Origin of the sequence: Bradyrhizobium sp. JR4.3 (genome assembly GCF_040547695.1) — a bacterium.
Taxonomy (GTDB): Bacteria; Pseudomonadota; Alphaproteobacteria; order Rhizobiales; family Xanthobacteraceae; genus Bradyrhizobium; species Bradyrhizobium canariense.
On sequence record NZ_JBEPQF010000003.1, the window covers coordinates 279,849 to 302,475 of the forward strand.

A 22,627-nucleotide genomic window follows, 5' to 3' on the forward strand; every position below is an offset into this window, starting at 1 on the left:
CTGGTCTTCCCTTCGAGATGATGTTTGTCAGCGACGGACGCCGCTATCTGATCTCGACGGATTGCCACGGGGCGTTGTTACGCGACCGCTGATAAATTTCTGCGCCCCCGCCGCCCCTTCGTTGGACGGATGCAGAAACCCAGTGGTGTGCAACGCAGCATGGTCGACACTTGCCGCGGCATTCGGTCTCGAACTATCAGACTAGAGAACATTGTCTGAAAGACCGGCTAGGATGGGCCTCAGCACGGTCTCAAAGACCCGCCCAAAATCACAGCAAGCAAGAACCGTCCAAGAAACGTCCAAAGGGAATCACACCATGCTCACGCGCCGCCACTTGATCGCGACCGCCGTCGCCGCACCCGCCATTCTCCGTTTCAGCACCGGCACCGCGCATGCCGCGACCACGCTGAAGATCTCGCATCAATTCCCGGGCGGCACCGTTGACAAGGGCGATTTCCGCGACCGGCTCTGCCGCATGTTCGCCGCCGAAGTCGCCAAGCGCAGCAACGGCGACATCGCCGCCGAAATCTATCCGAACTCCTCCCTGATCAAGACCAACGCGCAGTTCTCCGCGATGCGCAAGGGCGCGCTCGACATCAGCCTCTACCCGATGCCCTACGCCGGCGGCGAATTGCCGGAAACCAATATCGGCCTGATGCCGGGCCTCGTCACCACCTACGACCAGGGCATGCGCTGGAAGAAGGAGCCGGTCGGCAAGGCGTTGACCGACTTCCTCGCCGACAAGGGCATCATCCTGCTCAGCTGGGTGTGGCAGGCCGGCGGCGTCGCCAGCCGCTCCAAGCCGATCGTGGCCCCCGAAGATGCCAAGGGTCTCAAGGTGCGCGGCGGCTCGCGCGAGATGGACATGGTGCTGCAGACCGCCGGCGCATCCGTGCTGTCGGTGCCCTCGAACGAAATCTACGCAGCGATGCAGACGGGGGCCTGCGATGCCGGCATCACCTCCTCAACCAGCCTGATCTCGTTCCGCCTCGAAGAGGTCGCGAAATCGCTGACCTCGGGCGCAGGCGCGTCCTACTGGTTCATGCTCGAGCCGCTGATGATGTCGAAGGCGATCTTCGACAAGCTGCCGAAGAACCAGCAGGACGTCCTGCTCGCGGTCGGCACCGAGCTCGAAGCCTTCGGCCGCAAGGGCGCGCAGGACGACGACGTCGAGGTCGCCAAGGTCTACGAGAAGGCCGGCGCCAAGGTCTCGGCGCTCGATGCCGCGACCGTCGGCAAGTGGCGCGACATCGCCCGCGACACCGCATGGAAAGACTACGGCGCCAAGACCGCGACCTCGGCCAACCTGCTCAAGCTCGCGACCGACGTCGCCGCATGAGCCACGGTCCGCTTCCGGATCGTGACGACCAGGCCAACGCTGCCGCAAGGACTGGCCTTGCGGCGGCGATCGATCGCGGTCTCGCCATCCTCAACAACATCATCGTCGTGTTCGCCGCGATTGCGCTGATCGCCGCCTGCGCCATCCTGAGCTACAGCGTGCTCAGCCGCGCCTTGTTCAAGGCCGCCAATTACTGGCAGGACGAGGCTGCGGTGTTCCTGCTGGTCGGCGCCACCTTCATGACCGCCGCCTACGTACAGCAGAACCGCGGTCACATCGGCATCGAGGCCTTCGTCGGCCTGCTCTCGCCGCTGGCGAACCGGATCAGGCTGTGGCTGGTCGACGCCGTGACGCTTCTGTTCTGCGCTTTCTTCGCCTGGAAGTCGTGGACGCTGGCGCATGAAGCCTATGTCGACGGCCAGGTCTCGAACTCGATGTGGTCGCCGCCGCTGGCCATCCCCTATTCGCTGATGGCGTTCGGCATGAGCCTGCTCTGCGTCCAGATCTTCGTGCAGCTTGCGCTGCCTTTCGCTGGAGCCAGGCGTTCATGAGCGTTTTCGGTATCGGCCTCGCATACGGAATTGCGACGCTGGTCGTGATGTTTTCGGGCATGCCGATTGCGTTCGCGCTCGGCGCGGTCGCGGTCGTGTTCATGGGCATCTACATGCCCGCCGCCTCTCTCGATACGGTGACGCAGAACGTCTACGAGGAAATGGCCTCGATCACGCTGCTGTCGATCCCGCTCTTCATCCTGAAGGGCGCCGCGATCGGCAAGTCTCGCGCGGGCCAGGATCTCTATTCGGCTCTGCACGCCTGGCTGCACCGCGTCCCCGGCGGCCTCGGCGTCGCCAATGTGTTTGCCTGCGCGCTGTTTGCGGCGATGGCGGGCTCCTCGCCCGCGACCTGCTCGGCAATCGGCTCGGCTGGCATCCCCGAGATGCGCAAGCGCGGCTATTCCGGTGGTTTTGCCGCGGGCATCATCGCCGCCGGCGGCACGCTCGGCATTCTGCTCCCGCCGTCGATCACCATGATCCTGTTTGCGGTCGCCGCCGAAAAATCGCTGGGACGGCTGTTCCTCGCCGGCATCGGGCCCGGCCTGCTGCTGGTCTCGCTGTTCGGCGTCTACGCCGTGATCCGCTTCCGCCAGGAATACGCCGCGGCCGAAGCGATCTACAAGAACGGCGGGCCGGAAGCTGCGATCCTCGCCCGCGACGAGTACACGCTTGCGGAACGCTTCAGCGTGCTGCCACGCGTAATCCCCTTCGTGCTGCTGCTCACCGGCGTCATGATCGCGCTCTATGGCGGCTACGCCACGCCGTCGGAGACTGCCGGCCTCGGCGGTCTCCTGGCGCTGGCGCTGATCGCGGCGATCTACAGCGTGTGGCGGCCGAGCGACCTCGCCCCGATCCTGAAATCGACGATCCGGGAATCGACCATGCTGATGATGATCATCGGCATGTCGCTGCTCTATTCCTACGTGATGAGCTATCTGCACATCTCGCAATCGGCCGCCGAATCCGTCGTCGCGATGCATCTGCCGCGCTGGGGCCTCTTGTTCGCGATCCTCGTCATGGTCGTCGTGCTCGGCTTCTTCCTGCCGCCGGTCTCGATTATTCTCATGACCGCGCCGATCATCCTGCCGCCGCTCCGTGCCGCCAATTTCGACATCATCTGGTTCGGCGTCGTCATGACCATCGTGATGGAGATGGGACTGATCCATCCACCCGTCGGGCTCAACATCTTCGTCATCCGCAACGTCGCGCCGGACATTCCCCTGCGCGAGGTGATCTGGGGCACGCTTCCTTTCGTGCTCTTGATGATGCTCGCGGTGCTGCTGCTGTGCTTTGTGCCGGGCATCTCGACCGCACTGCCGGACCTGGTGATGGGGCCGGACGGGAGCAGGTAGCGGCAATCGCAAGTGCTGTAGGGTGGGCAAAGGCGCGCAGCGCCGTGCCCACCACCTCTCTGTGCTTCCGCGAAAAGTGGTGGGCACGCTTCGCTTTGCCCACCCTACCAGCGCGTCGATTACGACTCGCGCTTCCGCCGCGACTTCGGCGCGATCGCGCCGCCACCCACCACCTGCAACAGATCCTTGCGCACGGCTTCGATGTGACGCTCCAAAAACCGGCAGGCCTCCTCGACCTTCTGCGCGCGGCAGAGCGCGATCAGATGGGCATGCTCCTTCTCCGCCGTGCCCATCGCCTTGGTGTTGGAGAGCTGAAGCCGCGTGTAGCGGTCGCTGGTCTGGAGCAGTGACAGCACGATCGCCCGGGTGCGGGGCTGCGGCGCGTGGATGTAGAGCGCCATGTGGAAGTCGGCATTGAGCTGCCCCCATTCGCTGACGTTGCGGGCCTTGATCGCCTTCTCGAAGCTTTTGTGGATGTCGTCGAGCCCTGCGAAATCCTCCGCCGTGAACCGGGGAGCCGAGTGCGCCAGCAGCCGCGGCTCCAGGATCCGGCGCAGGTCGAAGACGTCGTTGATCTCGTCCAGTGACAGCTCGGAGACGATGGCGCCCTTCTGCGGAACGATCCGCACCAGGCCTTCCGCTTCGAGCTGAAACAGCGCCTCGCGCACGGGGATACGGCTGACGCCATAGGCCTCGCCGAGCGCATCCTGGCGCAGTTGCGATCCGGCCGGATAGGTCCCGTCGAGGATTGCTTGCCGGAGCTGGTCGACGATCGCAGCCGACAGGGTGCGATGCTTCAGAGGCAGTTTCATCCGATCTTCCGTTCCTCTCCGACTCGGCCGGCCGGAACGGTCCCTGTCTTGCATGTTGAGGTCATCGCGTCCCCGCAAAAAGCGCGTGCACGCCTTCGACGCAATCCGCGATTCCATTTGACAGCCAAAATGTATAAATTATACATTCGGCCATCGCACGACAAATCTTGCGGGCAATGGGGCCTCTTCATGATCGAGCAGACGATGCCGGCCACGCGCGCGTTCAGCGTTCGACGCATGGTCGTCCGCGCCTCCTGCGCCCTGCTCGCCGTCGAGCGGATCGCATTGATGGGCCTGATGTACCTGCTCACCGCCCTGATCCTGGTCAACGTCGTCACCCGCTACTCGCATTTCCCGATCTACTGGATCGACGAATCCGCGGTCTATTGCGTGGTCTGGCTGACCTTCGTCGGCGCCTCCGCGATGACGCGGCTGCGGCTCGATTTCGCGGTGACGATGCTGACGGAACGTCTCTCGCCCCGCGCCCAGAAGATCGCGAAGGTGATCTCGACCGGCCTCGTCGTCGTGTTCGGCCTCGCCCTGATTGTCACCTGCGCGCTCTGGATGGACCCGATTGGCCTTGCCCGCGCCGGTTTCGACGGGCGCAAGCTGGCAGCCGAGACCTTCAATTTCCTCTACACGGAGCATACCCAGACGCTGAACTGGCCGACCTGGGTGCTCTATCTGACGCTGCCTATTTTCGCGGTCTCGATGACCGTGCATGGTCTCGCCAATTTGCTGGAAGATCTCGAACTGGTCCCGCGCACGCCACCGAAGGGCTTTGCGCTCTCCGAGCTCGACGGGGTCAACTGATGATCACGTCGGCAGCCTTCCTCGCGATCATGCTGGTCGGCGTGCCGATCGGTCTCTGCCTGTGTCTCGCCGGCCTGGTCTACATCGCGGCGTCCGGCAATCCGGTGCTGTTCCAGTCCTATCCGCTGCAGCTGTTCGGCGGCGTCGACAGCTACGGCCTGATCGCGATCCCGCTCTTCATCCTGATCGGCGAGATCATGAACGGCGGCGGCATCACGCGGCGCATCGTCGACATGGCGATGGCCTTCGTCGGCTCGCTCAAGGGCGGGCTCGCCTATGTCAACATCCTCGCCAACATGTTCATCTCCTCGATCCTGGGGTCAGCGACCGCACAGGTCGCGATCATGGCCCAGATCATGGTGCCGGAGATGGAGAAGAAGGGCTACGACAAGACCTTCGCGGCAGGCTTGACCGCTTATGGCGGCATGCTCGGTCCGATCATTCCGCCCTCGGTGATGTTCGTGGTCTACAGCGTGCTCGCGCAGGTCTCGGTCAGCGACATGCTGATCGCCGGCATCGTGCCCGGCGTGATCCTCACGGTGATGTTTTGTGTCGTCATTGCGCTGATGGGATACGTCTACAACTATCCGCGCGCCGACTATCAGACGCCGCGGCAGCGCGTGGCGACGATCCTGCGGACCTCGCCCACCCTGCTGATCCCGATCGTCATCGTCGGCACCATCCTCGGCGGCCTCGCTAACGCCACGGAATCCGCCGCCGTCGGCGCCGTTGCCGCAGCCCTGGTCGGAAAGTTCTGGACCAGGGAGTTCGAATTCTCGCAGTTGCCGCAGATGATGCTGCGCAGCGCGATCTATTCGGCGATCGTGCTGTTCCTGGTGGCCGCCGCGGCGGTGTTCTCCTGGGTGCTGATCTTCGGCAAGGTGCCGCAGGAAACCGCCGCCTGGATCCAGACGGCCGCCAAGGACCCGATCAGCTTCATGCTGATCTGCAATGTCATCCTGCTGGTGATCGGCACCGTCATCGACGGCATTCCCGGCCTGATCATGACGGTGCCGATCTTGCTGCCTGTTGCAACCGACGTCTATCACATCGATCCCAGGCATTTCGGCGTCGTGGTGGTGATCAACCTCGTGCTCGGCCTGTTGTCGCCGCCGGTCGGGCTCTGCTTCTTCGTCGCGGCCGCTGTCACCGGCGCCAAGCCCGGCAAGATGTTCATGGTGACGCTGCCGTTCTTCGTCATCTCCTGCGTCCTGCTGGTGCTGCTCTCGCTCTATCCGTCACTCTCGCTGATCCTGATCAAATAGGCCCGTCCAAAAGGAAGCCCGACCATGCCGCTTTCACGCCGCCGCTTTCTCGCTGCCAGCGCCGCCGCATCGGTGTTTGCGCCGTCGCTGGCGCTCGCCCAAGCCAAGGAATTCCGTCTCGGCCTGATTACGCCGAACGGCCATTCCTGGAACAAGGCTGCGCTCAAATTCGGTGAAGATCTCAAGGCGGCGACCAACGGCCGCCTGACCCTGACCGTGTTTCACTCCGGCCAGCTCGGCAACGAGCCCGCGATGATGCAACAGTTGCAGTCCGGCGCGCTCGACATGGGCTTCATCCAGGCCGCAGAGCTCGGCTCGCGCGTGCCGCACGTTGCAGCGATCAATGCGCCCTACATCGTCCGCTCGACGCCCGCAGTGGCGAAATTCGTACGGCATCCGGCGGCGGTGAAGCTGTTCGAGGTGCTGCCGCAGGAGACCGGAACGATCGGGCTCGGCTGGGGCATCACCGGCATGCGGGCGGTATTCTCCTCGAAGGACCTGACTTCGCTCGCCGACATCAAGGGCATGAAGCTGCGCATCAATCCGACCCCCGTCTATCGCGACTTCTATTCCTCGCTCGGCGCCGCGCCAACGCCGATCCCGACGCCGCAGGTGTTCGACGCGATGGCGAACGGCCAGGTCGACGGCCTCGAGGCCGATCTCGAATTCTCCTGGAACCAGCGCTTCGACAAGGTGTCGAAGGTGATCCTGCAGATGAACGCCGTCTTCATGCCGATGGCCGCAGTGGTCTCGGGCCGGGTCTGGCAGTCGCTCCCCGCCGCCGACCGCGAGCTGATCGCCAAGACCGTCAAGTCGACCCTGGACGCGCAGATCGACGAATTGGCCTCCAACGAGCCCGCGCTGATCGAGAATTTCCGCAATGCCCCGATCCCGATCCGCCAGGTGCCGGCCGGCGATACCGAAGCCGTCATTGCCGAGTTCGACAAGATCTGGCTGCCGAAGGCGCCCGTCCTCACCGAGCTGCGCAAGGTCGGCGCCACGCTCTGACCCCAACCGCCATCCCCTTCCAAGAACCCCGGCGGATCCAGCCCCCCGCCGGCCAAATCCACTCGGAGTCAAATCATGAGCCGCCGCGTTTCCTGGGAGGGCGTCTTCCCGGCCGTCACCACGCAATTCCACGACGATCTCTCGCTCGACATCGACGCGACCGCGAAGGTGATGGACGGACTGATCCGTGATGGCGTCTCCGGCCTGATCGTCTGCGGCTCGGTCGGCGAGAACACCTCGCTGGAGCGCAAGGAGAAGGTCGCTATCATGGAGACGGCGAAATCCGTTGCGGCCGGCCGCGTGCCCGTGCTGTGCGGCATCGCCGAATTCACCACGGCCTTCGCAGTCGAAACCGCGAAGGAGGCCGCGCGCGTCGGCATCGACGGCGTGATGGTGATGCCGGCCCTGGTCTATTCGTCCAAGCCGCACGAGACCGCCGCGCATTTCCGCGCCGTCGCCACCGCGACGGACCTGCCGGTGATGCTCTACAACAATCCGCCGATCTACAAGAACGACGTCACCCCCGACATCCTGGCCACGCTCGCCGACGTCGAGACCGTCGTCTGCTTCAAGGATTCCTCCGGCGACACAAGACGCTTCATCGACACCAGGAACATGGTCGGCGATCGCTTCGTGCTGTTCGCCGGCCTCGACGACGTCATCGTCGAGAGCATCGCCATGGGTGCCGTGGGGTGGGTGTCCGGCATGTCGAACGCCTTTCCGCGCGAGGGCGAGACGCTGTTTCGCCTGGCCAAGGCCGGACGCTATGCCGAGGCGATGCCGCTCTACGAATGGTTCATGCCGCTCTTGCATCTCGACGCACGCCCGGACCTCGTCCAGTGCATCAAGCTGTGCGAGCACATCATGGGCCGCGGCACCGCGCTGACCCGCCCGCCCCGCCTCGCGCTGCTGCCGCAGGAGAAGGCCGAGGTCGAGGCGATGATGGCCAAGGCGCTCAAGAGCCGGCCGCGCCTGCCCGATGTTGGGTTGAAGGCAGCCTGAGCGCACGTAGGGTGGGCAAAGCGAAGCGTGCCCACCACTGAGATCGAAATCGTGGAAAGATGGTGGGCACGGCGCTATGCGCCTTTGCCCACCCTACGAAGCTGCCCGCTTCTTCCTTGCATTCAGTGCGGACGCCACGCGGCTCACGGGCGGTTTGCCGAGCACGCGACTCATCTCGTTCGTGACAGCCAGCAGCTTCTCCATATCAACGCCGGTCCTGATTCCCATGCCCTCGAGCATGTAGACGACGTCCTCGGTCGCGACGTTGCCGGTCGCGCCCGGCGCGTAGGGGCAGCCGCCGAGGCCGCCCGCGGCGGCGTCGATGACGCGGACGCCCTCCTCCAGGCCGGCATACAGATTGGCGAGCGCCTGGCCGTAGGTGTCGTGGAAATGCATCGCGAGATTGGCGGGCGGGATGTTGGCGCTGACCGCGCGCAGCATTTCTTTCGCCTTATCAGGCGTGCCGACCCCGATGGTGTCGCCGAGCGAGATCTCGTAGCAGCCGAGCTCCCACAGCGAGGTGGCGAGATCGGCGACGGCTTTCGGCTTGATCTCGCCGTCGAAGGGGCAGCCGAGCACGCAGGAGATATAGCCGCGCACCTTGACACCATCAGCCTTGGCGCGCGCCAGCACCGGCTTGAACCGTTCGATGGACTCCGCGACCGTGCAATTGATGTTGGCCCGCGAAAAGCCTTCGGAAGCCGCGGCGAACACCGAGACGATCTTGGCGCCCGCGGCGCACGCGGCGTCATAGCCCTTTTCGTTCGGCACCAGCACGTGGAATTCGGCACCGGTCAAATGGCTGACGCCGCGCAGCACGGCATCCGAGCTCGCCATCTGCGGGATCGCCTTGGGCGAGACGAAGGCGCCGACCTCGACCGTATTGAGGCCAGCCGCGACCAGCGCCTCGATGAAGGCGATCCGGGCCTCGACGCTGACCGCCGTCTTCTCGTTCTGCAGGCCGTCGCGTGGCCCCATTTCGATGATGCGGACGGGGTCGCTCATCTCATTCTCCGGAAGGCTCGACCACGGCGAGCTCGATGCCCTCCTGGACGATGTCGCCGACCTTGCATCTGATCGACTTCAGCACGCCGGCATAGGGCGCGCGCAGCGTCTGCTCCATCTTCATCACTTCCAGCGTCAGGATCGGCGCGCCCTTCTCGAGCTTGGCCCCCTCCTCCGCCAGCACGGCGACGACGGTGCCCGGCAAGGGCGCTGCGATCTTGTCCGCGCCGGCCTGCTCCTCGGTCTCACCGCCGAACGGATCGACCCAATGCAGGTCGAAGCGGCCGTTGCGCGTGCGCAAATACAGCTCATGGCCGTCGATCACGGCCGCGACCGACGATTTGACGCCGTCGAGGGTCAGATCGAAGCCGCCGTCCCGCGGCGCAATCGCAAACGCAAGCTCGCGTTCGCCGATCACCAGTGTGGACGGGCCGCTGCCGTAGTTCAGCACAACCTTCTGCTCGGGTCCGTGGCCAACGCGGAACGTAAAGTTGCGCTGGCGGCGGCCGACCGGCATCCAGCCAAAGGTTTGCCAGGGCGAATTCGCGTCCGCCTGCGCAGCCTGCCGGTCGTTGTTGATCACAGCGGCCACCGCGGCGCAGAGCTCGAGCTCGCCGGGCGCCGGCGGTGCCTGCGTCAGGACCGCCAGCTCGCGCTCGATGAAGCCGGTGTCGATCGCGTTCGCCCTCACCTTCGGATGCGTCATCAGCGCCGACAGGAACGGGATGTTGCTGACGATGCCGCGAACGTCTGAGTCCTCAAGCCCGCGGTTCAGCCGCTCGATCGCGACATCACGCGTCGGCGCCCAGGCGATCATCTTCGCTAGCATCGCATCGTAGTACGGCGAGACGGCGTCGCCCTCGCGATAGCCAGCGTCGATGCGCAGGCCGCCGGTTTCCGCGGGCAACCGCCAGGTCGAGATCTTGCCGACCGAGGGCATGAAGTTCTTGGTCGGGTTCTCCGCGTAGACCCGAGCCTCAACCGCATGTCCGTTGAGCTTGATCTGATCTTGTTTGAGCGGCAGCGCCTCGCCGAAGGCGACCCGCAACTGCCACTCGACCAGATCGATCCCGGTGATCAGCTCGGTCACGGGATGCTCGACCTGAAGGCGCGTGTTCATCTCGATGAAGAACACGTCCTTGCCGTCGGAGACGAACTCGATGGTGCCGGCGCCGACATAGTTGACGGCTCCGGCCGCCTTTCGCGCAGCGGCGCAGACCGTCTCGCGCTGGGCCGCATTGAGCGTCGGCGACGGCGCCTCCTCGATCACCTTCTGGTGCCGCCGCTGCAACGTGCATTCGCGCTCGAACAGCGAGAGCAGATTGCCATGGCTATCGCCGATGATCTGCACCTCGATATGGCGGGGGTTATCGACGTATTTTTCGATCAGCATGCGGTCGTCGCCGAACGCGGCTTTTGCTTCCCGCTTCGCGCTGACGATTGCAGGCGCAAGTTCATCCACGGAGCGAACGATGCGCATGCCACGGCCGCCGCCGCCGGCGGACGCCTTTACCAGAATGGGGAAACCGACTTTCTCGGCCGCCTTCGCCAGCGTCGCATCGTCCTGGGCCTCGCCGTGATAGCCGGGCACCAGCGGTACGCCGGCCTTCTCCATCAGCGTCTTGGAGCCGGACTTCGAGCCCATCGCGGTCATCATCGCGGCGGTCGGGCCGACGAAGACCAGGCCGGCGTCGAAGCACGCCTGCGCAAACTCGGCGTTCTCAGATAGGAAGCCGTAGCCGGGATGGACCGCCTCCGCGCCGGTCTTTCGCGCGGCCCCGATCAGCCGCTCGACATTGAGATAGCTGTCGCGAGCGCGTGCGGGTCCGAGCAGTACGGCCTCGTCGGCGAGCGCGACATGCATCGCGTCGCGGTCGGCCTCGGAATAGACCGCGACGGTGCGCAGGCCCATGGCGCGCGCGGTGCGGATCACGCGGCAGGCGATCTCGCCGCGGTTGGCGATCAGGAGGGTGCGAAAACGGCGGTAGAGCTTTGAGCGGTCCATCGCATCACATCCTGAACAGGCCGAATTTCGTCGGCTCGATCGGCGCATTCGACGCCGCCGAGAGGCCAAGACCGAGCACAAGGCGGGTGTCGGCCGGATCGATCACGCCGTCGTCCCAAAGACGCGCGGTCGCATAATATGGATGACCCTGGCTCTCATATTGCGCGCGGATCGGCTCGCGGAATTTATCTTCGTCTTCTTTCGACCAGCTGTCGCCCTTGGCCTCGATATTGTCGCGGCGGACCTGGCTCAGCACCATCGAGGCCTGCTCGCCGCCCATCACCGAGATGCGGGCGTTCGGCCACATCCAGAGGAAGCGCGGTGAGTAGGCGCGACCGCACATGCCGTAATTGCCGGCGCCATAGGAGCCGCCGATCACGACGGTGAATTTCGGCACCGACGCCGTCGCGACCGCCGTCACCAGCTTGGCGCCGTCACGCGCGATGCCGCCGGCCTCGTATTTCTTGCCGACCATGAAGCCGGTGATGTTCTGCAAAAACACCAGCGGAATGCCGCGCTGGCAGCACAGCTCGATGAAATGCGCCCCCTTCAGCGAACTTTCACTGAAGAGAATGCCGTTATTGGCGATGATGCCGACCGGAAAACCCCAGATGTGAGCGAAGCCGCACACCAGCGTCGTGCCGTAGAGCTTCTTGAACTCGTCGAATTCGGAGCCATCAACCACGCGCGCAATGATGTCGCGCACGTCGAACGGCTTGCGCCCGTCGACGGGCACCACGCCGTAGATCTCCTCCGCCGCAAACAAGGGATCACGCGCCGGATGCATGTTGAGGTTCGGTCGCACGGATGGCTTCAGCGTGCCGACGATGCGGCGGGCAATGCCGATCGCGTGCGCGTCGTTCTGAGCGTAGTGATCGGTCACACCCGACTGCCGCGAATGCACGTCGGCGCCGCCGAGCTCTTCCGCGGTCACCACTTCACCCGTGGCCGCTTTCACCAGCGGCGGCCCGCCGAGGAAGATGGTGCCTTGATTGCGCACGATGATGCTCTCGTCCGACATCGCGGGGACATAGGCGCCGCCCGCCGTGCAGGAGCCCATCACGATCGCAATCTGCGGGATGCCTTGCGACGACATCTGCGCCTGGTTGTAGAAGATGCGGCCAAAGTGCCGCTCGTCGGGAAAGATCTCGTCCTGCAGCGGCAGGAAGGCGCCGCCGGAATCGACCATATAGACGCAGGGAAGACTGTTCTGCCGCGCCACGTCCTGCGCGCGCAGATGCTTCTTCACGGTCATGGGATAATAGGTGCCGCCCTTGATGGTGGCATCGTTGGCAACGATCACGCATTCGCGACCCGCGATGCGCCCGACCCCGGTGACAACGCTGGCCGAATGCACGTCGCCGCCATAGAGGCCATAGGCCGCGAGCGGCGACAGCTCCATGAACGCGGTGCCGGGATCGACCAAGAGGTCGACGCGCTCCCGCGCCAGCATCTTGCCGCGTGACGTGTGGCGGTTGCGCGAGACCTCGCCGCCGCCGCCGGCGACCTGGCTCAGCTTTTCGCGCAGATCCGCGACGAGGGTGCGCATGGCCTCGGAATTGCGCGCAAAGTCCGACGAAGACGTATCGATGCTGGAATGGAGCGGCATGTTGATTCCAATTGCGTGAAGGTTTTAAGCCGTCTCAGCCATCAATTCGCGGCCGATCAGCATGCGGCGGACCTCGGAAGTCCCCGCGCCGATCTCGTAGAGCTTGGCGTCGCGCCAGAGCCGTCCGACCGGAAATTCGGAGGTGTAGCCGACCCCGCCAAGCGCCTGGATCGCCTCGCCCGCCATCCACGTCGCCTTCTCCGCGGAATAGAGGATCGCAGCCGCCGCATCCTTGCGCAAGCTGCGTGCGTGATCGGCGCGGTCGCAGGCACGCCCCACCGCATAGACATAGGCGCGCGTGGCCTGCCAGGTCGCGTACATGTCGGCGAGCTTGCCCTGCATGAGCTGGAAGTCGCCGATCGGCTGGCCGAACTGCTTGCGCTCGTGCATGTAGGGCACCACCGCGTCCATGCAGGCCGCCATGATCCCGAGCGGGCCGCCGGAGAGGACCGTGCGCTCATAGTCGAGGCCGGACATCAGCACCCTGACGCCCTCGCCGACCTTGCCAAGCACGTTCTCCTCCGGCACCTCGCATTCGTCGAAGAACAGTGGATAGGTGTTGGAGCCGCGCATGCCGAGCTTGTCGAGATGCTGGCCGTGGGTGAAGCCCTTGGCCCCCTTCTCGACCAGGAAGGCGGTCATGCCGCGCGGGCCCGCTTCCGGATCGGTCTTGGCATAGACCACCAGCACGTCGGCATCGCCGCCATTGGTGATCCACATCTTCGAGCCGTTGAGCACGTAGCGGTCGCCGCGCTTGTCGGCGCGCAGTTTCATGGACACAACGTCGGAGCCGGCGCCGGGCTCGGACATCGCGAGCGCGCCGACATACTCGCCGGAGATCAACTTCGGCAGATAACGCTCGCGCTGCGCATCACTGCCGTTACGGCGGATCTGGTTGACGCAGAGATTGGAATGGGCACCGTAGGAGAGACCGACCGCGGCCGAGCCGCGCGAAATCTCCTCCATCGCGACGATATGGGCGAGATAGCCCATGTTGGAGCCGCCATATTGCTCCGGCGCGGTCATGCCGAGCAGGCCGAGGTCGCCGAGGCGCTTCCAGAGGTCCGCCGGGAACAGATTGGCTTTCTCGATATCGGCGGCACGTGGGGCAATCTCCGCCTCCACGAAGGCGCGCAGCGTGTCGCGCAGCATGCCGATATCTTCGCCCAGATCGAAATCGATGCTCGGAATATTCAAGGCGATTCCTCCGTCTTTTGGGGACCGAACCTAGCGGCATCGGGGCCCTTCTGCGGTCGAAAAGGTTGCATTTTCCGCCAAACTTGGCGAGGATTTTCCCAGAGGATTTCCGATGCCTTTTCAAGTCGCAACCGCGATCCCGCGCCGCGCCGTGACCCCAGCCGCCTTCGTCCGCGGGGTCGTTGCCGCTTACGAACGTTACGGCCGCGATCCGACCGAGGCGCTGAGCCGGGGTCAGGTAACGCCAGACCTTGTCAATTCTCCGGGTGGACGGGTCACGGCCGGCCAGTTCGAGGCGCTGGCGGGCCATGCCATGCGCGAGCTCGATGACGAGGCGCTCGGCTGGTTCTCGCGCCGGCTGCCCTTCGGCACCTACGGCATGCTGTGCCGCGCCTCGATCACCGCCCCGACGCTGGAGGTCGCGCTCAAGCGCTGGTGCCGGCACCATCGTCTGCTCACCGAGGACGTGCTGCTCGATCTCGCGGTCGGCAAGGAGACCGCAGTCGTGTCCATCCGTGAACTGCGCGACCTTGGATCTCTACGCGAATTCTGCCTGGTCACCCTGCTTCGCTATGTTCTTGGCTTTTCCTGCTGGGCCGTGGATTCCAGGATCGCGCTCCGCGCCGCGGAATTCCCGTACGCCGAGCCCGGCCATGTCTCGGTCTATCCCACCATCTTTTGCCGAAACATCCGCTTCGATGCGGACCGTGCTTCCATCACCTTCGACAAGCATTATCTGTCGCTACCGCTCACCCGTAGCGCGGCGGACCTCGACAACATGCTCAAGGGCGCGCTGCGGCTGACCGTGCTGCCCTATCGGCGCGACCGGCTGCTGGTCGAGCGCGTTCGCCGCGTGCTCCGCAATGCGCGCGGACGCAGTCTCGGAGCCGAGGATGTCGCAAGCGAGCTCGCGCTCTCCACCCGCACCATGCATCGGCGCCTGCGCGAGGAGGCGACCTCATTGCGCGATCTCAAGGAAGAGGCAAAATTCGAGCTCGCCAAGCAGGAGCTGATGCGCGGTCGCAGCCCGATCAAGCGGATCGCGGAGATCGCCGGATTCAGCAACGAAAAGAGCTTTTCCCGCGCCTTCCGCAGCTGGACCGGTACCTCGCCGCGCGAGTTCCGCGGCCGGTATCGCTGACGCGCGGGCTGTCGTGCCGTTGCGGCCTCCGAGATCCAACTCGGAGGCCGCAACATTTCGAAACCGGTCTCGATCAGTTCGAGTTGGTCTGCCCGCCCGGGCGCAGCTTGGTGCGCGAGTGCGTCTGCTTCGGCTGGAAGGCCAGCGCGTCTGTCGACGTCTTCGCGCCGCCGCTCTGCGAGCACGAGCCGCCGATGCCGCCGGCCGCCGCCCGGCAGGCCTCCATCGTCGGATAGCCGCAGCCATGCGCGGCCTGGGCGCCATTGGTGATGCAGTAGTCTTCTGCCTGGGTAGCCGGCGCGGTCATCATGAGAAACGCAGATGCAAAAAGCGTCGCAGCGGATGCGACGAACGTCTTCGAGATCGAGGTCATGTTGTCTTTTCCTGCTTCAGGGTCCCACAAAAGAGGCCTCGGCATGCGATGCAGGCTGAGGTTCACACCTCGCATGTAGGCCGGCGCCAGGAACCGGCAATCACGGCTCGGCGCATTGCAGGACTTCCCAAATCACATGTCACAGTTAGGTGAGTTACTTATCTTTTTATCCGCCTTATCCGAACTTCTATCCCGGCAAGGGAATAACCCCCGCGCCTTCAGACGTTTGGATGTCGTTGTGCGAGCTACGTTCTGGGACAGTTGCCGCCGAACTATCCTGCCGCCGCGATCTCCTGCAACGGCAGCGGCACGTCCTTCGCTACGCCCAGCACCGGGAAGCTGCGGACGTTCTTCACGTTCGGCATCGCGGCGAAATGCAGGAGCTGCTGGCGCATGCTCTCGACGCTCGGCGCCACGCATTTGAGAAGATAGTCGGTGTCGCCCGAAATCCGCCAGCACTGCTGGATGCGCGGGATCGCGGCGATCGAGCTCTCGAACGCCGCCAGCACCGGCTGGGCCTGGCTGCCGAGCTGGATCGAGACGAACGACACCACCTCGTAGCCGAGCAGCCGCTCGTCGATGACGGCGCGCACCGCCCGGATCACGCCGCGGCTGAACAGCGATTTCAACCGCCTGACGCAGTTGGGCCCGGACACCCCGACGCGCAGCGCCAGCTCATTGTTGCGAACCCGCCCGTCCTGCTGCAACTCGGAGAGTATTTTCAGATCGACGCCGTCGAGCTGGTCACGCCCGGCCATACCCCCACCTCGCCATGAGCCTGTCTTGCGCGGCAGCGAAGCACGGAGCGGAATGGCTGCCAAGGGCAGGACGATGGGAAGAACCCGCGTGGTTGCCCGGGCTTATTCCGGCCAGCCGCGGGCTTTTACGCGGGGGCTAAAAGAAGGGTGCCCGGGGCAAACCCGGGCATGGCGAGAGTCTCGACGCGTGGCCCGCCTTCAATGCGTCCAAGGCTCGCCGCGGCGGAACGAGAAATTGTCCGCATAGGCGACCGGACGGCGCACCGATTCCTTTGGCTCGATCACCTGGTAGGCGATGCCCTTGCGCTCGCAATAGGCGACCGCCTCTTCCTTGCTGTGGAAGTGCAGCGTGATCTGCTGCTTCATGTCGCCGGACGAGGTCCAGCCCATCAGCGGCTCGACCGCGCGCGGCTGCTCGGGCTCATAGTCGAGCTGCCATTCCTTGGTCTTGGACCGGCCGGATTGCATCGCGTTCTTGGCGGGCTTGAAAATGCGTGCGGTCATGGATGGTCCAGGCCTCTTGTTCGTCTTTTCGTTCGATTTCGATGCGTCACGGTAGCAGTTGGTGGAAACCGCGGGCATAGTATAGAGACATCTTTTGGGAACTGATCGGTGATTCCGGCCCCCGGGATGCCTCGCCGACGGGTATAATCATTATGCTGCATCGTGACAATTGCGTACCCGCCTTCCGCGCCGGGATCTCGCCCAGCGGCCCTGCTTCGTTGACGCCCACCTGTCCGTCCCCTCCGAAAGCTCCCGTCGCATGTCCTTCCTGAACATCAACGCCACGCTCCCCGAAAAGGGCCGTGACCTCAGGCTCGACCTGTTTCGCGGTATTGCGAACTGGGCCATCTTCCTCGACCATATCCCCGACAACGTGGTGAACTGGATCACCACCCGCAATTACGGCTTTTCCGACGCCGCCGATCTGTTCGTCTTCATCTCCGGCTACACCGCCTCCTTCGTCTATGCACGGATGATGCTCGAGCGCGGCTTCCTGGTCGGCGCCACGAGGCTGACCAAGCGGGTCTGGCAGCTCTACGTCGCCCACATCATCCTGTTCGTGATCTACATCGCCTCGATCAGCTATCTGGCGCTGCGCTTCGGCGATTCCGAGATGATCAACGAGTTCAACGTCGCGGGCCTGGTCGACAACGCCACCGAGACGCTGCGCCAGGGCCTGTTCCTGCGCTTCAAGCCGCTCAATCTCGACGTGCTGCCACTCTACATTGTGCTGATGGGGCTGTTTCCGCCGGTGCTGTGGTTCATGCTGCGCAAGCCGGACCTGACGATGGCATTGTCCATCGTGCTTTGGCTGACCGCGCGCCATTTCGGCTTGAACCTGAATGCCTATCCGGCCGGACAGTGGTACTTCAACCCGTATTGCTGGCAGGTGCTGTTCGTGTTCGGCGCCTGGTGCGCCATGGGCGGCGCGCGGCGCTCGATGGCGCTGATCAATGCGCCGGTCACGCTCTGGCTCTGTCTCGGTTACATGCTGTTTGCGCTGGTCATGACCATGGCTGGCCGTTTCCCGACCCTCGGCGGCATGTTCCCGGAATGGCTGTTCTCGGCGTTCAACCCGAACGACAAGACCAACCTTGCGCCCTACCGCTTCATCCACTTCGTCGTGATCGTGATCCTGGTGATCCGCTTCGTGCCGAAGGACTGGCCGGGCCTTGAATGGAAAGGGTTCGATCCCATCATCGTGTGCGGCCAGCAGTCGCTCGCCGTGTTCTGCGTCGGCGTGTTCCTGTCCTTCGTCGGTCATTTCGAGCTGTCGATGAGCTCGGGCTCGCTGTTCGCGCAGATCTTCGTCAGCGTCGCCGGCATCGCGATCATGACGACAGTGGCCTATTACATCTCCTGGTCGAAGAGGCAGGACAAGCCGCTGAAGCCGCCGCCGCCCAAGCCTGCCGCGGCAAAGGCCGCTTGAGGGGGCAGCGATACCGCGCCGGACGACAGCGACGCCGCTTCAGGCTGCCGCTTCGCTGTCGTACTCGGTGAATTTCTTGTAGATCCAGTCGCGGCCGTCGTGGCGGCGCCAGACCTTGCCGTAAACCAGCTGCCCGTTGATCGAGCGGCGCGGCACGAACACGGTCCAGAGATGCCAGATCTCGGTCCAGCTCGCCTGCGCACCGATGGTTCGGACGTTGCGATCGAAAGACATGATGCAGAACTCACAGGATACGAGCACTGCGACGAACTGTGATATCATGTGAGCACGAATTTCAGGCAGCCGTCGCGAGCCGGACCGATCTGATAACAGTCACGAAGACGGCCGCAACAACCGCTCGTCCTTAACCTAACCGATCAACCTTACTTCCTGTGCGCGCGCGGCAAGACCGGTTGAAAGCGGTCGCCGATTTTCCTAGACTGTGTGCGATTTGAGAATGAGCGCGTCGTTTTGAGGACGTGCGGTTATTTCCAGGCTGACGCAAATTTTTGAAAACTATTAATGGGCGGGGGCCACCACGATGAATTTGCAATGTGCATGTCTGCGCTTGGCGCTGCGTTCGACGCCGCCTGCTCTGCCCGCGAAGACGCCGGAGCAAGACCCGCGGAAGGCCGCCAACGACAATCAGCTGGCCTGGCCGTTCCTGCCGTTTCCGTTCGGCTGGTACGCGACGAACTGATGGTCGGAAAAGCGTAACGCCGCGCAAGCGGAATATCATCGCTTGGCGGCGCCCGTTAGGCATTGGGCGCTGAAATCCCCCAACACCTATATGTGCATGGCGACGACAAAAGGTTCGACAAAGTTTTACGATTTCCGCACCGCCCGATCTGCCCAATGGCTTGAAAAATCGTGCAGAAGTCGCGTTGGGCAGGGAATGAGCGCCGAGGGTTTGGAGGGCTTTGGCAGCTCCGGGCATCGGCACTGAACGCGCACCATGCTCGGCTGCTGCGCTCTCGCCTGGATCGCCTGGCGCCTCGCCGACGGGCTGTTGTTCTCTGGTGCGGTTCCGACCCACCTCCGGACTGGTCGGGGCAGCTGGATTCGAACCAACGACCTGCAGTACCCAAAACTGCCGCGCTACCAGGCTGCGCTATACCCCGAATGTCCGGCGAGCCCCGTCGATACACGCTTCCCAAAGCGCCAGCAAGCCTTCCAACGGCACCAGCAAGCTTCCCAAAAGACCTCAGGACGGGGGCAATAGCCCTGCCAATAGCCCCTTACCCGCCTACTTGCTGCCGAACAGCGGGTGGCCGACGCGGTCGCCGGCGCGGATGCCATATTTCTGCGCCGTCCCTGCCACCACCTCCAGAACAGCCCGCGCGGGCCCCCTGGATGAGATGATTTTTGTCGACATCGGCTCGGTATTTTCGGCGATGCGCAGGATTCGGCCATCGGCGCGAATGAAGATCATGTCGAGCGAGACATAGGTGTTCTTCATCCACATCGACACCTCCTGCTCAGGATTGAAGTCGAACAGCATGCCTTTGCCGTCCGCCAGTTCCTTGCGGTACATCAGGCCGGTCTGCTTCTCCTCCTCGGTCGTCGCGATCTCGACCGAGAACACCTGCACGCCGTTTTTGGTGACGATCTCGAGCGGCTGGAAACTGGCGGCGCGGACGGGGGCGCTCGCGACGGCACAGCCGGCGATGACGAGGATGGCGGCGAGCCAGCCCTTCGCAACGGCGAAGACGGCCTTTCGATCGAAATTCATGGATGGCTCTCGAGGCGTGGGACTGGACCAGTCCTTACGTGGCGATCGCCGGAAAAGCCAGAGGCGCGCCGGTCAGCCAGCGCGCCTCTGCTCACGATCGCTGGAATGGAATTAGTGGGACGAGACCGGCGATCCCGTCTCGGGATGGATCTCTGCCGCCATCATGCCCTTGGAGCCGGGCCCGAAGCGGACCAGCACATACTGGCCGGGCCGCAACTCGGTCATGCCGAAGCGGCGCAGCGTCTCCATGTGCACGAAGATGTCGGGCGTGCCCTCGCCGCAGGTCAGGAAGCCGAAACCGCGCAGCCGGTTGAACCATTTGACCTGGGCCCGCTCCAGCCCGCTGGTCGCCGTCACCGTGACATGGGTGCGCGGCGGCAGCATCTGCGCCGGATGGATCGCAGTCGACTCGTCCATCGAGACGACGCGGAACGCCTGGTAGCCCTTGGCCCGCTGGATGCACTCGACGACGATGCGGGCGCCCTCGTAGGCGGTCTGGAAGCCATCGCGCCTAAGCACGGTAACGTGCAGGAGCACGTCGGGCCAGCCATTGTCGGGAACGATGAAGCCGTAGCCCTTCGAGGCGTCGAACCATTTGATGACGCCGTGAACCTCGACGAGGTTGGCGCTGCTCTCACCAAGTCCGGTGAATGGACTGAGAGCGCTGTCGCGACCGCCACCGCCACCGCCGTGTTCACCCACCGCGGGAACTCCGACCTTCTTGGACTCAAATCCGTCGGACGACCCCATAACCCCGGACCCCACACATGCCATGCAACCCGCCTGAATGGCGGCGCCGAATCACGCGTCTTTAGAGAATCTTCTCAACTCGACGCGACGCGAATCTTTCGACTCAAAAGATAACACTCCCGGTTGCGACGCATAGACAAAAAAGAGATTCGCCGGAACCTATGAACAGCTTGCACAGCCGCGAATCAAATTGCTGCCTCAATTACCGACAAAGGGCCCGAGCGTTTCGCCGATGTCGTGGCGGATCACGAGATCGGCGACGTCGTCCTGCTCGGTGGACTCGCGATTGATGATTACCAGGCGTGCACCTGCTTCCTTCGCCATCATCGGAAAGCCCGCGGCCGGCCATACCACCAGCGAGGAACCGATCGCGATGAAGAGGTCGCAGTCTTGCGACAGCGCGGTGGCGCGCTGCATTTCATCCTCGGGCATCGTCTGGCCGAAGGAGATCGTGGCGGTCTTCACCGGCTCGTCGCACACGGGACAGTTGGGCGCGGCGCCCTCCTCGTCGAAGCGGCGCTTCACCCAATCAAGCGGATAGGCCTGCCCGCATCCGATGCAGCGCGCATACGTGGTGTTGCCGTGAAGTTCAATGACGTGGTCGCTCGCGACGCCGGAGGCCTGGTGCAGATTGTCGATGTTCTGGGTGATGATCGCGAGAACCTTGCCGGCGCGGTAGAGTGAGGCGAGCGCGCGATGGCCGCGGCCGGGCCTGGCCGCCGCAAAGACCTCCTCCATCGCGAAGCGCCGGCGCCAGGATTCGTCGCGCGCCTCCTGGCTGGCGACGAACTCGTCGAACGGGATCGGGCGGTTGCGCGTCCAAATTCCGCCCGGCGAGCGGAAGTCGGGGATGCCGCATTCGGTCGAGATGCCGGCGCCGGTGAACGGCACGATCCGTTTGGCTTCGGCGATCATGTCGCCGAGACGCTCGACGCCGCTGCGAAGATCCGATGCAATCAACGCGGCCTCCCGTTTTGCTTTGCCGATTGGTTTGGCCGATTGGTTCTGCTGATCGGTTGGTGATTTGTTTTTGCGCTAGCTGCAACATGCGCAAGCGACAAGATTATTGACGCTGTTATCCACTGCCGCGCAAGGCACGGTCGGCAATTTTTTCCGACCCTCGCTTATCACAATCCTGCAATGCCTCCTCCCCATTGACGCCCCAATCAGAAGCGCCAATGCATGTGTTGACGCGACTCAACGTGATTGCGGCGGCAGTGCTTGAGTTCAGTAGGACACATACTCACGTGCAGAGGGGATTTGACATGACCGAGGACGAACAACGCAAAATCCGCGAACGCGAAGAGATCGCCGCCCGTGTCGCCGCCTTCCGTGCCACGCAGGAAAAATTCAAGCGCGAACGTGAAGAATATTTCGTGTCGACGCTCGACAACGCGCGCAAGGTGGAACGGCCCTCGCTCTGGCCGTAACGACACCAGATCACCGAGCATGAAAAAAGCCCGGAGCATTGCTCCGGGCTTTTCATTTGTTCAGGCGTTACCAGTGACGGTAATAATGGTGGCGGCGGTAGTACGGTCCATCGCCGTAATAGGCGTACGGACCGGGGCCGTAAGCATAGGCCGGGCCGCCATAGTAGCCATAACCCGGGCCGTAGCCGTAGCCATAGCCGTAAGGATGCGACGCGGCGACGGCGCCCGCGGTGATGGCGCCGGCGGCGAGGCCGAATGCGAGGCCCGGACCGATACCGCGGCCGCGCGCCTCGGCGGGCGCAGGCGCCGCAACCGCGGTCAGGCCGACGGCTGCAACGGTAGCCAGAACTGCCAGTGTCTTCCTCATCATGAATCTCCTCCTTCGTATCTCGGATGGACAACGCCGGCGCGTTGCGATGGTTGCGCGCAAGCTTGTGGAACCGAGCTCGGAATAAATCCGGCCACGCATGGAACAGGCGCGCGTTCCGCGAATTGTTTGTGCAAGTGCGGATGCCTCTGCCATCCGGTTGAGGCAACAGCACGAAGACC

At 64.0% G+C, this 22,627-nt stretch carries 24 protein-coding genes and 1 tRNA gene; 11 read left to right on the forward strand and 14 right to left on the reverse strand.

Annotated elements, in window-relative coordinates; all coding sequences use genetic code 11:
- Nucleotides 1-316 precede the first annotated feature (316 nt).
- The 3 genes from ABIB91_RS07240 to ABIB91_RS07250 are packed head-to-tail and all read left to right on the forward strand — an operon-like array spanning nt 317 to nt 3,245.
- The gene (locus ABIB91_RS07240; protein WP_007591303.1) at nt 317-1,339 is read left to right on the forward strand and encodes a TRAP transporter substrate-binding protein; all 1,023 of its coding nucleotides are present in this window, start codon (nt 317-319) and stop codon (nt 1,337-1,339) included.
- A complete protein-coding gene (locus ABIB91_RS07245) occupies nt 1,336-1,890 on the forward strand; it encodes a TRAP transporter small permease (RefSeq protein WP_007591315.1) in 555 nt (184 codons plus the stop codon). The genes ABIB91_RS07240 and ABIB91_RS07245 overlap by 4 nt, the downstream gene beginning before the upstream one ends.
- Nucleotides 1,887-3,245, forward strand: a complete 1,359-nt coding sequence (locus tag ABIB91_RS07250; RefSeq protein WP_007591317.1) for a TRAP transporter large permease — start codon at nt 1,887-1,889, stop codon at nt 3,243-3,245. The genes ABIB91_RS07245 and ABIB91_RS07250 overlap by 4 nt, the downstream gene beginning before the upstream one ends.
- Nucleotides 3,246-3,364: 119 nt before the next feature.
- Here the strand turns inward: ABIB91_RS07250 and ABIB91_RS07255 are convergent, their stop codons facing one another.
- On the reverse strand, nt 3,365-4,057 hold the full coding sequence (locus ABIB91_RS07255; RefSeq protein WP_354160622.1) for a GntR family transcriptional regulator: 693 nt from the start codon (nt 4,055-4,057) through the stop codon (nt 3,365-3,367).
- A 204-nt stretch (nt 4,058-4,261) separates the two neighbouring features.
- On the opposite strand from ABIB91_RS07255, the gene ABIB91_RS07260 reads away from it, so the two are divergent.
- From ABIB91_RS07260 to ABIB91_RS07275, 4 genes are all read left to right on the forward strand, one after another.
- On the forward strand, nt 4,262-4,870 hold the full coding sequence (locus ABIB91_RS07260; RefSeq protein ID WP_354160955.1) for a TRAP transporter small permease: 609 nt from the start codon (nt 4,262-4,264) through the stop codon (nt 4,868-4,870).
- Nucleotides 4,870-6,135: a TRAP transporter large permease gene (locus tag ABIB91_RS07265; RefSeq protein WP_007591322.1), complete on the forward strand. Its 1,266-nt coding sequence runs from the start codon at nt 4,870-4,872 to the stop codon at nt 6,133-6,135. Before ABIB91_RS07260 ends, ABIB91_RS07265 begins: the two co-directional genes overlap by 1 nt.
- A gap of 24 nt (nt 6,136-6,159) precedes the next feature.
- On the forward strand, nt 6,160-7,143 hold the full coding sequence (locus ABIB91_RS07270; RefSeq protein ID WP_354160620.1) for a TRAP transporter substrate-binding protein: 984 nt from the start codon (nt 6,160-6,162) through the stop codon (nt 7,141-7,143).
- A 75-nt stretch (nt 7,144-7,218) separates the two neighbouring features.
- On the forward strand, nt 7,219-8,145 hold the full coding sequence (locus ABIB91_RS07275) for a dihydrodipicolinate synthase family protein (RefSeq protein WP_007591326.1): 927 nt from the start codon (nt 7,219-7,221) through the stop codon (nt 8,143-8,145).
- A 93-nt stretch (nt 8,146-8,238) separates the two neighbouring features.
- Here the strand turns inward: ABIB91_RS07275 and ABIB91_RS07280 are convergent, their stop codons facing one another.
- The 4 genes from ABIB91_RS07280 to ABIB91_RS07295 are packed head-to-tail and all read right to left on the reverse strand — an operon-like array spanning nt 8,239 to nt 13,916.
- Nucleotides 8,239-9,150, reverse strand: coding sequence for a hydroxymethylglutaryl-CoA lyase (locus ABIB91_RS07280; RefSeq protein ID WP_354160618.1), 912 nt, complete (start codon nt 9,148-9,150; stop codon nt 8,239-8,241).
- A gap of 1 nt (nt 9,151) precedes the next feature.
- The gene (locus ABIB91_RS07285; RefSeq protein ID WP_354160616.1) at nt 9,152-11,155 is read right to left on the reverse strand and encodes an acetyl/propionyl/methylcrotonyl-CoA carboxylase subunit alpha; all 2,004 of its coding nucleotides are present in this window, start codon (nt 11,153-11,155) and stop codon (nt 9,152-9,154) included.
- Nucleotides 11,156-11,159: 4 nt separating this feature from the next.
- Complete coding sequence (locus ABIB91_RS07290) at nt 11,160-12,764, reverse strand: carboxyl transferase domain-containing protein (RefSeq protein WP_354160614.1); 1,605 nt, start codon at nt 12,762-12,764, stop codon at nt 11,160-11,162.
- Nucleotides 12,765-12,788: 24 nt separating this feature from the next.
- Nucleotides 12,789-13,916 carry an isovaleryl-CoA dehydrogenase gene (locus tag ABIB91_RS07295; RefSeq protein WP_502916958.1) on the reverse strand — a complete coding sequence of 376 codons (1,128 nt, stop codon included), beginning with the start codon at nt 13,914-13,916 and terminating at the stop codon, nt 12,789-12,791.
- A 157-nt stretch (nt 13,917-14,073) separates the two neighbouring features.
- On the opposite strand from ABIB91_RS07295, the gene ABIB91_RS07300 reads away from it, so the two are divergent.
- Nucleotides 14,074-15,102, forward strand: a complete 1,029-nt coding sequence (locus ABIB91_RS07300; RefSeq protein WP_007591341.1) for an AraC family transcriptional regulator — start codon at nt 14,074-14,076, stop codon at nt 15,100-15,102.
- Nucleotides 15,103-15,175: 73 nt separating this feature from the next.
- Here ABIB91_RS07300 and ABIB91_RS07305 read toward each other — a convergent pair whose 3' ends face one another.
- The 3 genes from ABIB91_RS07305 to ABIB91_RS07315 form a co-directional block, all read right to left on the reverse strand.
- A complete protein-coding gene (locus ABIB91_RS07305; RefSeq protein WP_354160610.1) occupies nt 15,176-15,475 on the reverse strand; it encodes a DUF3551 domain-containing protein in 300 nt (99 codons plus the stop codon).
- Nucleotides 15,476-15,747: 272 nt separating this feature from the next.
- Nucleotides 15,748-16,233, reverse strand: coding sequence for an Lrp/AsnC family transcriptional regulator (locus ABIB91_RS07310; RefSeq protein WP_007591345.1), 486 nt, complete (start codon nt 16,231-16,233; stop codon nt 15,748-15,750).
- Nucleotides 16,234-16,431: 198 nt separating this feature from the next.
- Nucleotides 16,432-16,737 (reverse strand): ETC complex I subunit, encoded by a 306-nt coding sequence (locus ABIB91_RS07315; protein WP_007591346.1) that lies wholly within the window; start codon nt 16,735-16,737, stop codon nt 16,432-16,434.
- Nucleotides 16,738-16,996: 259 nt separating this feature from the next.
- On the opposite strand from ABIB91_RS07315, the gene ABIB91_RS07320 reads away from it, so the two are divergent.
- Nucleotides 16,997-18,166 (forward strand): OpgC domain-containing protein, encoded by a 1,170-nt coding sequence (locus ABIB91_RS07320; RefSeq protein ID WP_007591348.1) that lies wholly within the window; start codon nt 16,997-16,999, stop codon nt 18,164-18,166.
- Between the two features lie 39 nt (nt 18,167-18,205).
- Here ABIB91_RS07320 and ABIB91_RS07325 read toward each other — a convergent pair whose 3' ends face one another.
- Nucleotides 18,206-18,400, reverse strand: a complete 195-nt coding sequence (locus tag ABIB91_RS07325) for a hypothetical protein (RefSeq protein WP_354160607.1) — start codon at nt 18,398-18,400, stop codon at nt 18,206-18,208.
- 334 nt (nt 18,401-18,734) lie between these two features.
- Here ABIB91_RS07325 and ABIB91_RS07330 point away from each other — a divergent pair, with 334 nt between their 5' ends.
- A complete protein-coding gene (locus tag ABIB91_RS07330; protein WP_256375792.1) occupies nt 18,735-18,866 on the forward strand; it encodes a hypothetical protein in 132 nt (43 codons plus the stop codon).
- A gap of 344 nt (nt 18,867-19,210) precedes the next feature.
- Here the strand turns inward: ABIB91_RS07330 and ABIB91_RS07335 are convergent.
- The 4 genes from ABIB91_RS07335 to ABIB91_RS07350 all read right to left on the reverse strand — a co-directional run bounded on the left by ABIB91_RS07335 (nt 19,211) and on the right by ABIB91_RS07350 (nt 21,608).
- Nucleotides 19,211-19,287 (reverse strand) — tRNA-Pro (locus ABIB91_RS07335).
- A gap of 125 nt (nt 19,288-19,412) precedes the next feature.
- Nucleotides 19,413-19,898 carry a DUF192 domain-containing protein gene (locus ABIB91_RS07340; protein ID WP_007591354.1) on the reverse strand — a complete coding sequence of 162 codons (486 nt, stop codon included), beginning with the start codon at nt 19,896-19,898 and terminating at the stop codon, nt 19,413-19,415.
- Nucleotides 19,899-20,009: 111 nt separating this feature from the next.
- Entirely contained in the window at nt 20,010-20,648 is a 639-nt protein-coding gene (locus ABIB91_RS07345; protein WP_354160605.1) for a cold-shock protein, read from the reverse strand.
- A 198-nt stretch (nt 20,649-20,846) separates the two neighbouring features.
- Nucleotides 20,847-21,608, reverse strand: coding sequence for an SIR2 family NAD-dependent protein deacylase (locus ABIB91_RS07350; protein WP_354160604.1), 762 nt, complete (start codon nt 21,606-21,608; stop codon nt 20,847-20,849).
- Nucleotides 21,609-21,913: 305 nt separating this feature from the next.
- Between ABIB91_RS07350 and ABIB91_RS07355 the strand changes: the two genes are divergently transcribed.
- Nucleotides 21,914-22,078, forward strand: coding sequence for a hypothetical protein (locus tag ABIB91_RS07355; RefSeq protein ID WP_015686271.1), 165 nt, complete (start codon nt 21,914-21,916; stop codon nt 22,076-22,078).
- A gap of 67 nt (nt 22,079-22,145) precedes the next feature.
- On the opposite strand, the gene ABIB91_RS07360 is transcribed toward ABIB91_RS07355, so the two are convergent.
- Nucleotides 22,146-22,445, reverse strand: a complete 300-nt coding sequence (locus ABIB91_RS07360; protein ID WP_035992730.1) for a hypothetical protein — start codon at nt 22,443-22,445, stop codon at nt 22,146-22,148.
- Between the last annotated feature and the right edge of the window lie 182 nt (nt 22,446-22,627).

Coding starts and splice junctions, on each gene's coding strand:
- ABIB91_RS07240 (WP_007591303.1), top strand. CDS start 317: ATGCTCACGCGCCGCCACTTGATCGCGACCGCCGTCGCCGCACCCGCC.
- ABIB91_RS07245 (WP_007591315.1), top strand. CDS start 1,336: ATGAGCCACGGTCCGCTTCCGGATCGTGACGACCAGGCCAACGCTGCC.
- ABIB91_RS07250 (WP_007591317.1), top strand. CDS start 1,887: ATGAGCGTTTTCGGTATCGGCCTCGCATACGGAATTGCGACGCTGGTC.
- ABIB91_RS07255 (WP_354160622.1), bottom strand. CDS start 4,057: ATGAAACTGCCTCTGAAGCATCGCACCCTGTCGGCTGCGATCGTCGAC.
- ABIB91_RS07260 (WP_354160955.1), top strand. CDS start 4,262: ATGCCGGCCACGCGCGCGTTCAGCGTTCGACGCATGGTCGTCCGCGCC.
- ABIB91_RS07265 (WP_007591322.1), top strand. CDS start 4,870: ATGATCACGTCGGCAGCCTTCCTCGCGATCATGCTGGTCGGCGTGCCG.
- ABIB91_RS07270 (WP_354160620.1), top strand. CDS start 6,160: ATGCCGCTTTCACGCCGCCGCTTTCTCGCTGCCAGCGCCGCCGCATCG.
- ABIB91_RS07275 (WP_007591326.1), top strand. CDS start 7,219: ATGAGCCGCCGCGTTTCCTGGGAGGGCGTCTTCCCGGCCGTCACCACG.
- ABIB91_RS07280 (WP_354160618.1), bottom strand. CDS start 9,150: ATGAGCGACCCCGTCCGCATCATCGAAATGGGGCCACGCGACGGCCTG.
- ABIB91_RS07285 (WP_354160616.1), bottom strand. CDS start 11,155: ATGGACCGCTCAAAGCTCTACCGCCGTTTTCGCACCCTCCTGATCGCC.
- ABIB91_RS07290 (WP_354160614.1), bottom strand. CDS start 12,764: ATGCCGCTCCATTCCAGCATCGATACGTCTTCGTCGGACTTTGCGCGC.
- ABIB91_RS07295 (WP_502916958.1), bottom strand. CDS start 13,916: ATGCTGCGCGACACGCTGCGCGCCTTCGTGGAGGCGGAGATTGCCCCA.
- ABIB91_RS07300 (WP_007591341.1), top strand. CDS start 14,074: ATGCCTTTTCAAGTCGCAACCGCGATCCCGCGCCGCGCCGTGACCCCA.
- ABIB91_RS07305 (WP_354160610.1), bottom strand. CDS start 15,475: ATGACCTCGATCTCGAAGACGTTCGTCGCATCCGCTGCGACGCTTTTT.
- ABIB91_RS07310 (WP_007591345.1), bottom strand. CDS start 16,233: ATGGCCGGGCGTGACCAGCTCGACGGCGTCGATCTGAAAATACTCTCC.
- ABIB91_RS07315 (WP_007591346.1), bottom strand. CDS start 16,737: ATGACCGCACGCATTTTCAAGCCCGCCAAGAACGCGATGCAATCCGGC.
- ABIB91_RS07320 (WP_007591348.1), top strand. CDS start 16,997: ATGTCCTTCCTGAACATCAACGCCACGCTCCCCGAAAAGGGCCGTGAC.
- ABIB91_RS07325 (WP_354160607.1), bottom strand. CDS start 18,400: ATGTCTTTCGATCGCAACGTCCGAACCATCGGTGCGCAGGCGAGCTGG.
- ABIB91_RS07340 (WP_007591354.1), bottom strand. CDS start 19,898: ATGAATTTCGATCGAAAGGCCGTCTTCGCCGTTGCGAAGGGCTGGCTC.
- ABIB91_RS07345 (WP_354160605.1), bottom strand. CDS start 20,648: ATGGGGTCGTCCGACGGATTTGAGTCCAAGAAGGTCGGAGTTCCCGCG.
- ABIB91_RS07355 (WP_015686271.1), top strand. CDS start 21,914: ATGACCGAGGACGAACAACGCAAAATCCGCGAACGCGAAGAGATCGCC.
- ABIB91_RS07360 (WP_035992730.1), bottom strand. CDS start 22,445: ATGAGGAAGACACTGGCAGTTCTGGCTACCGTTGCAGCCGTCGGCCTG.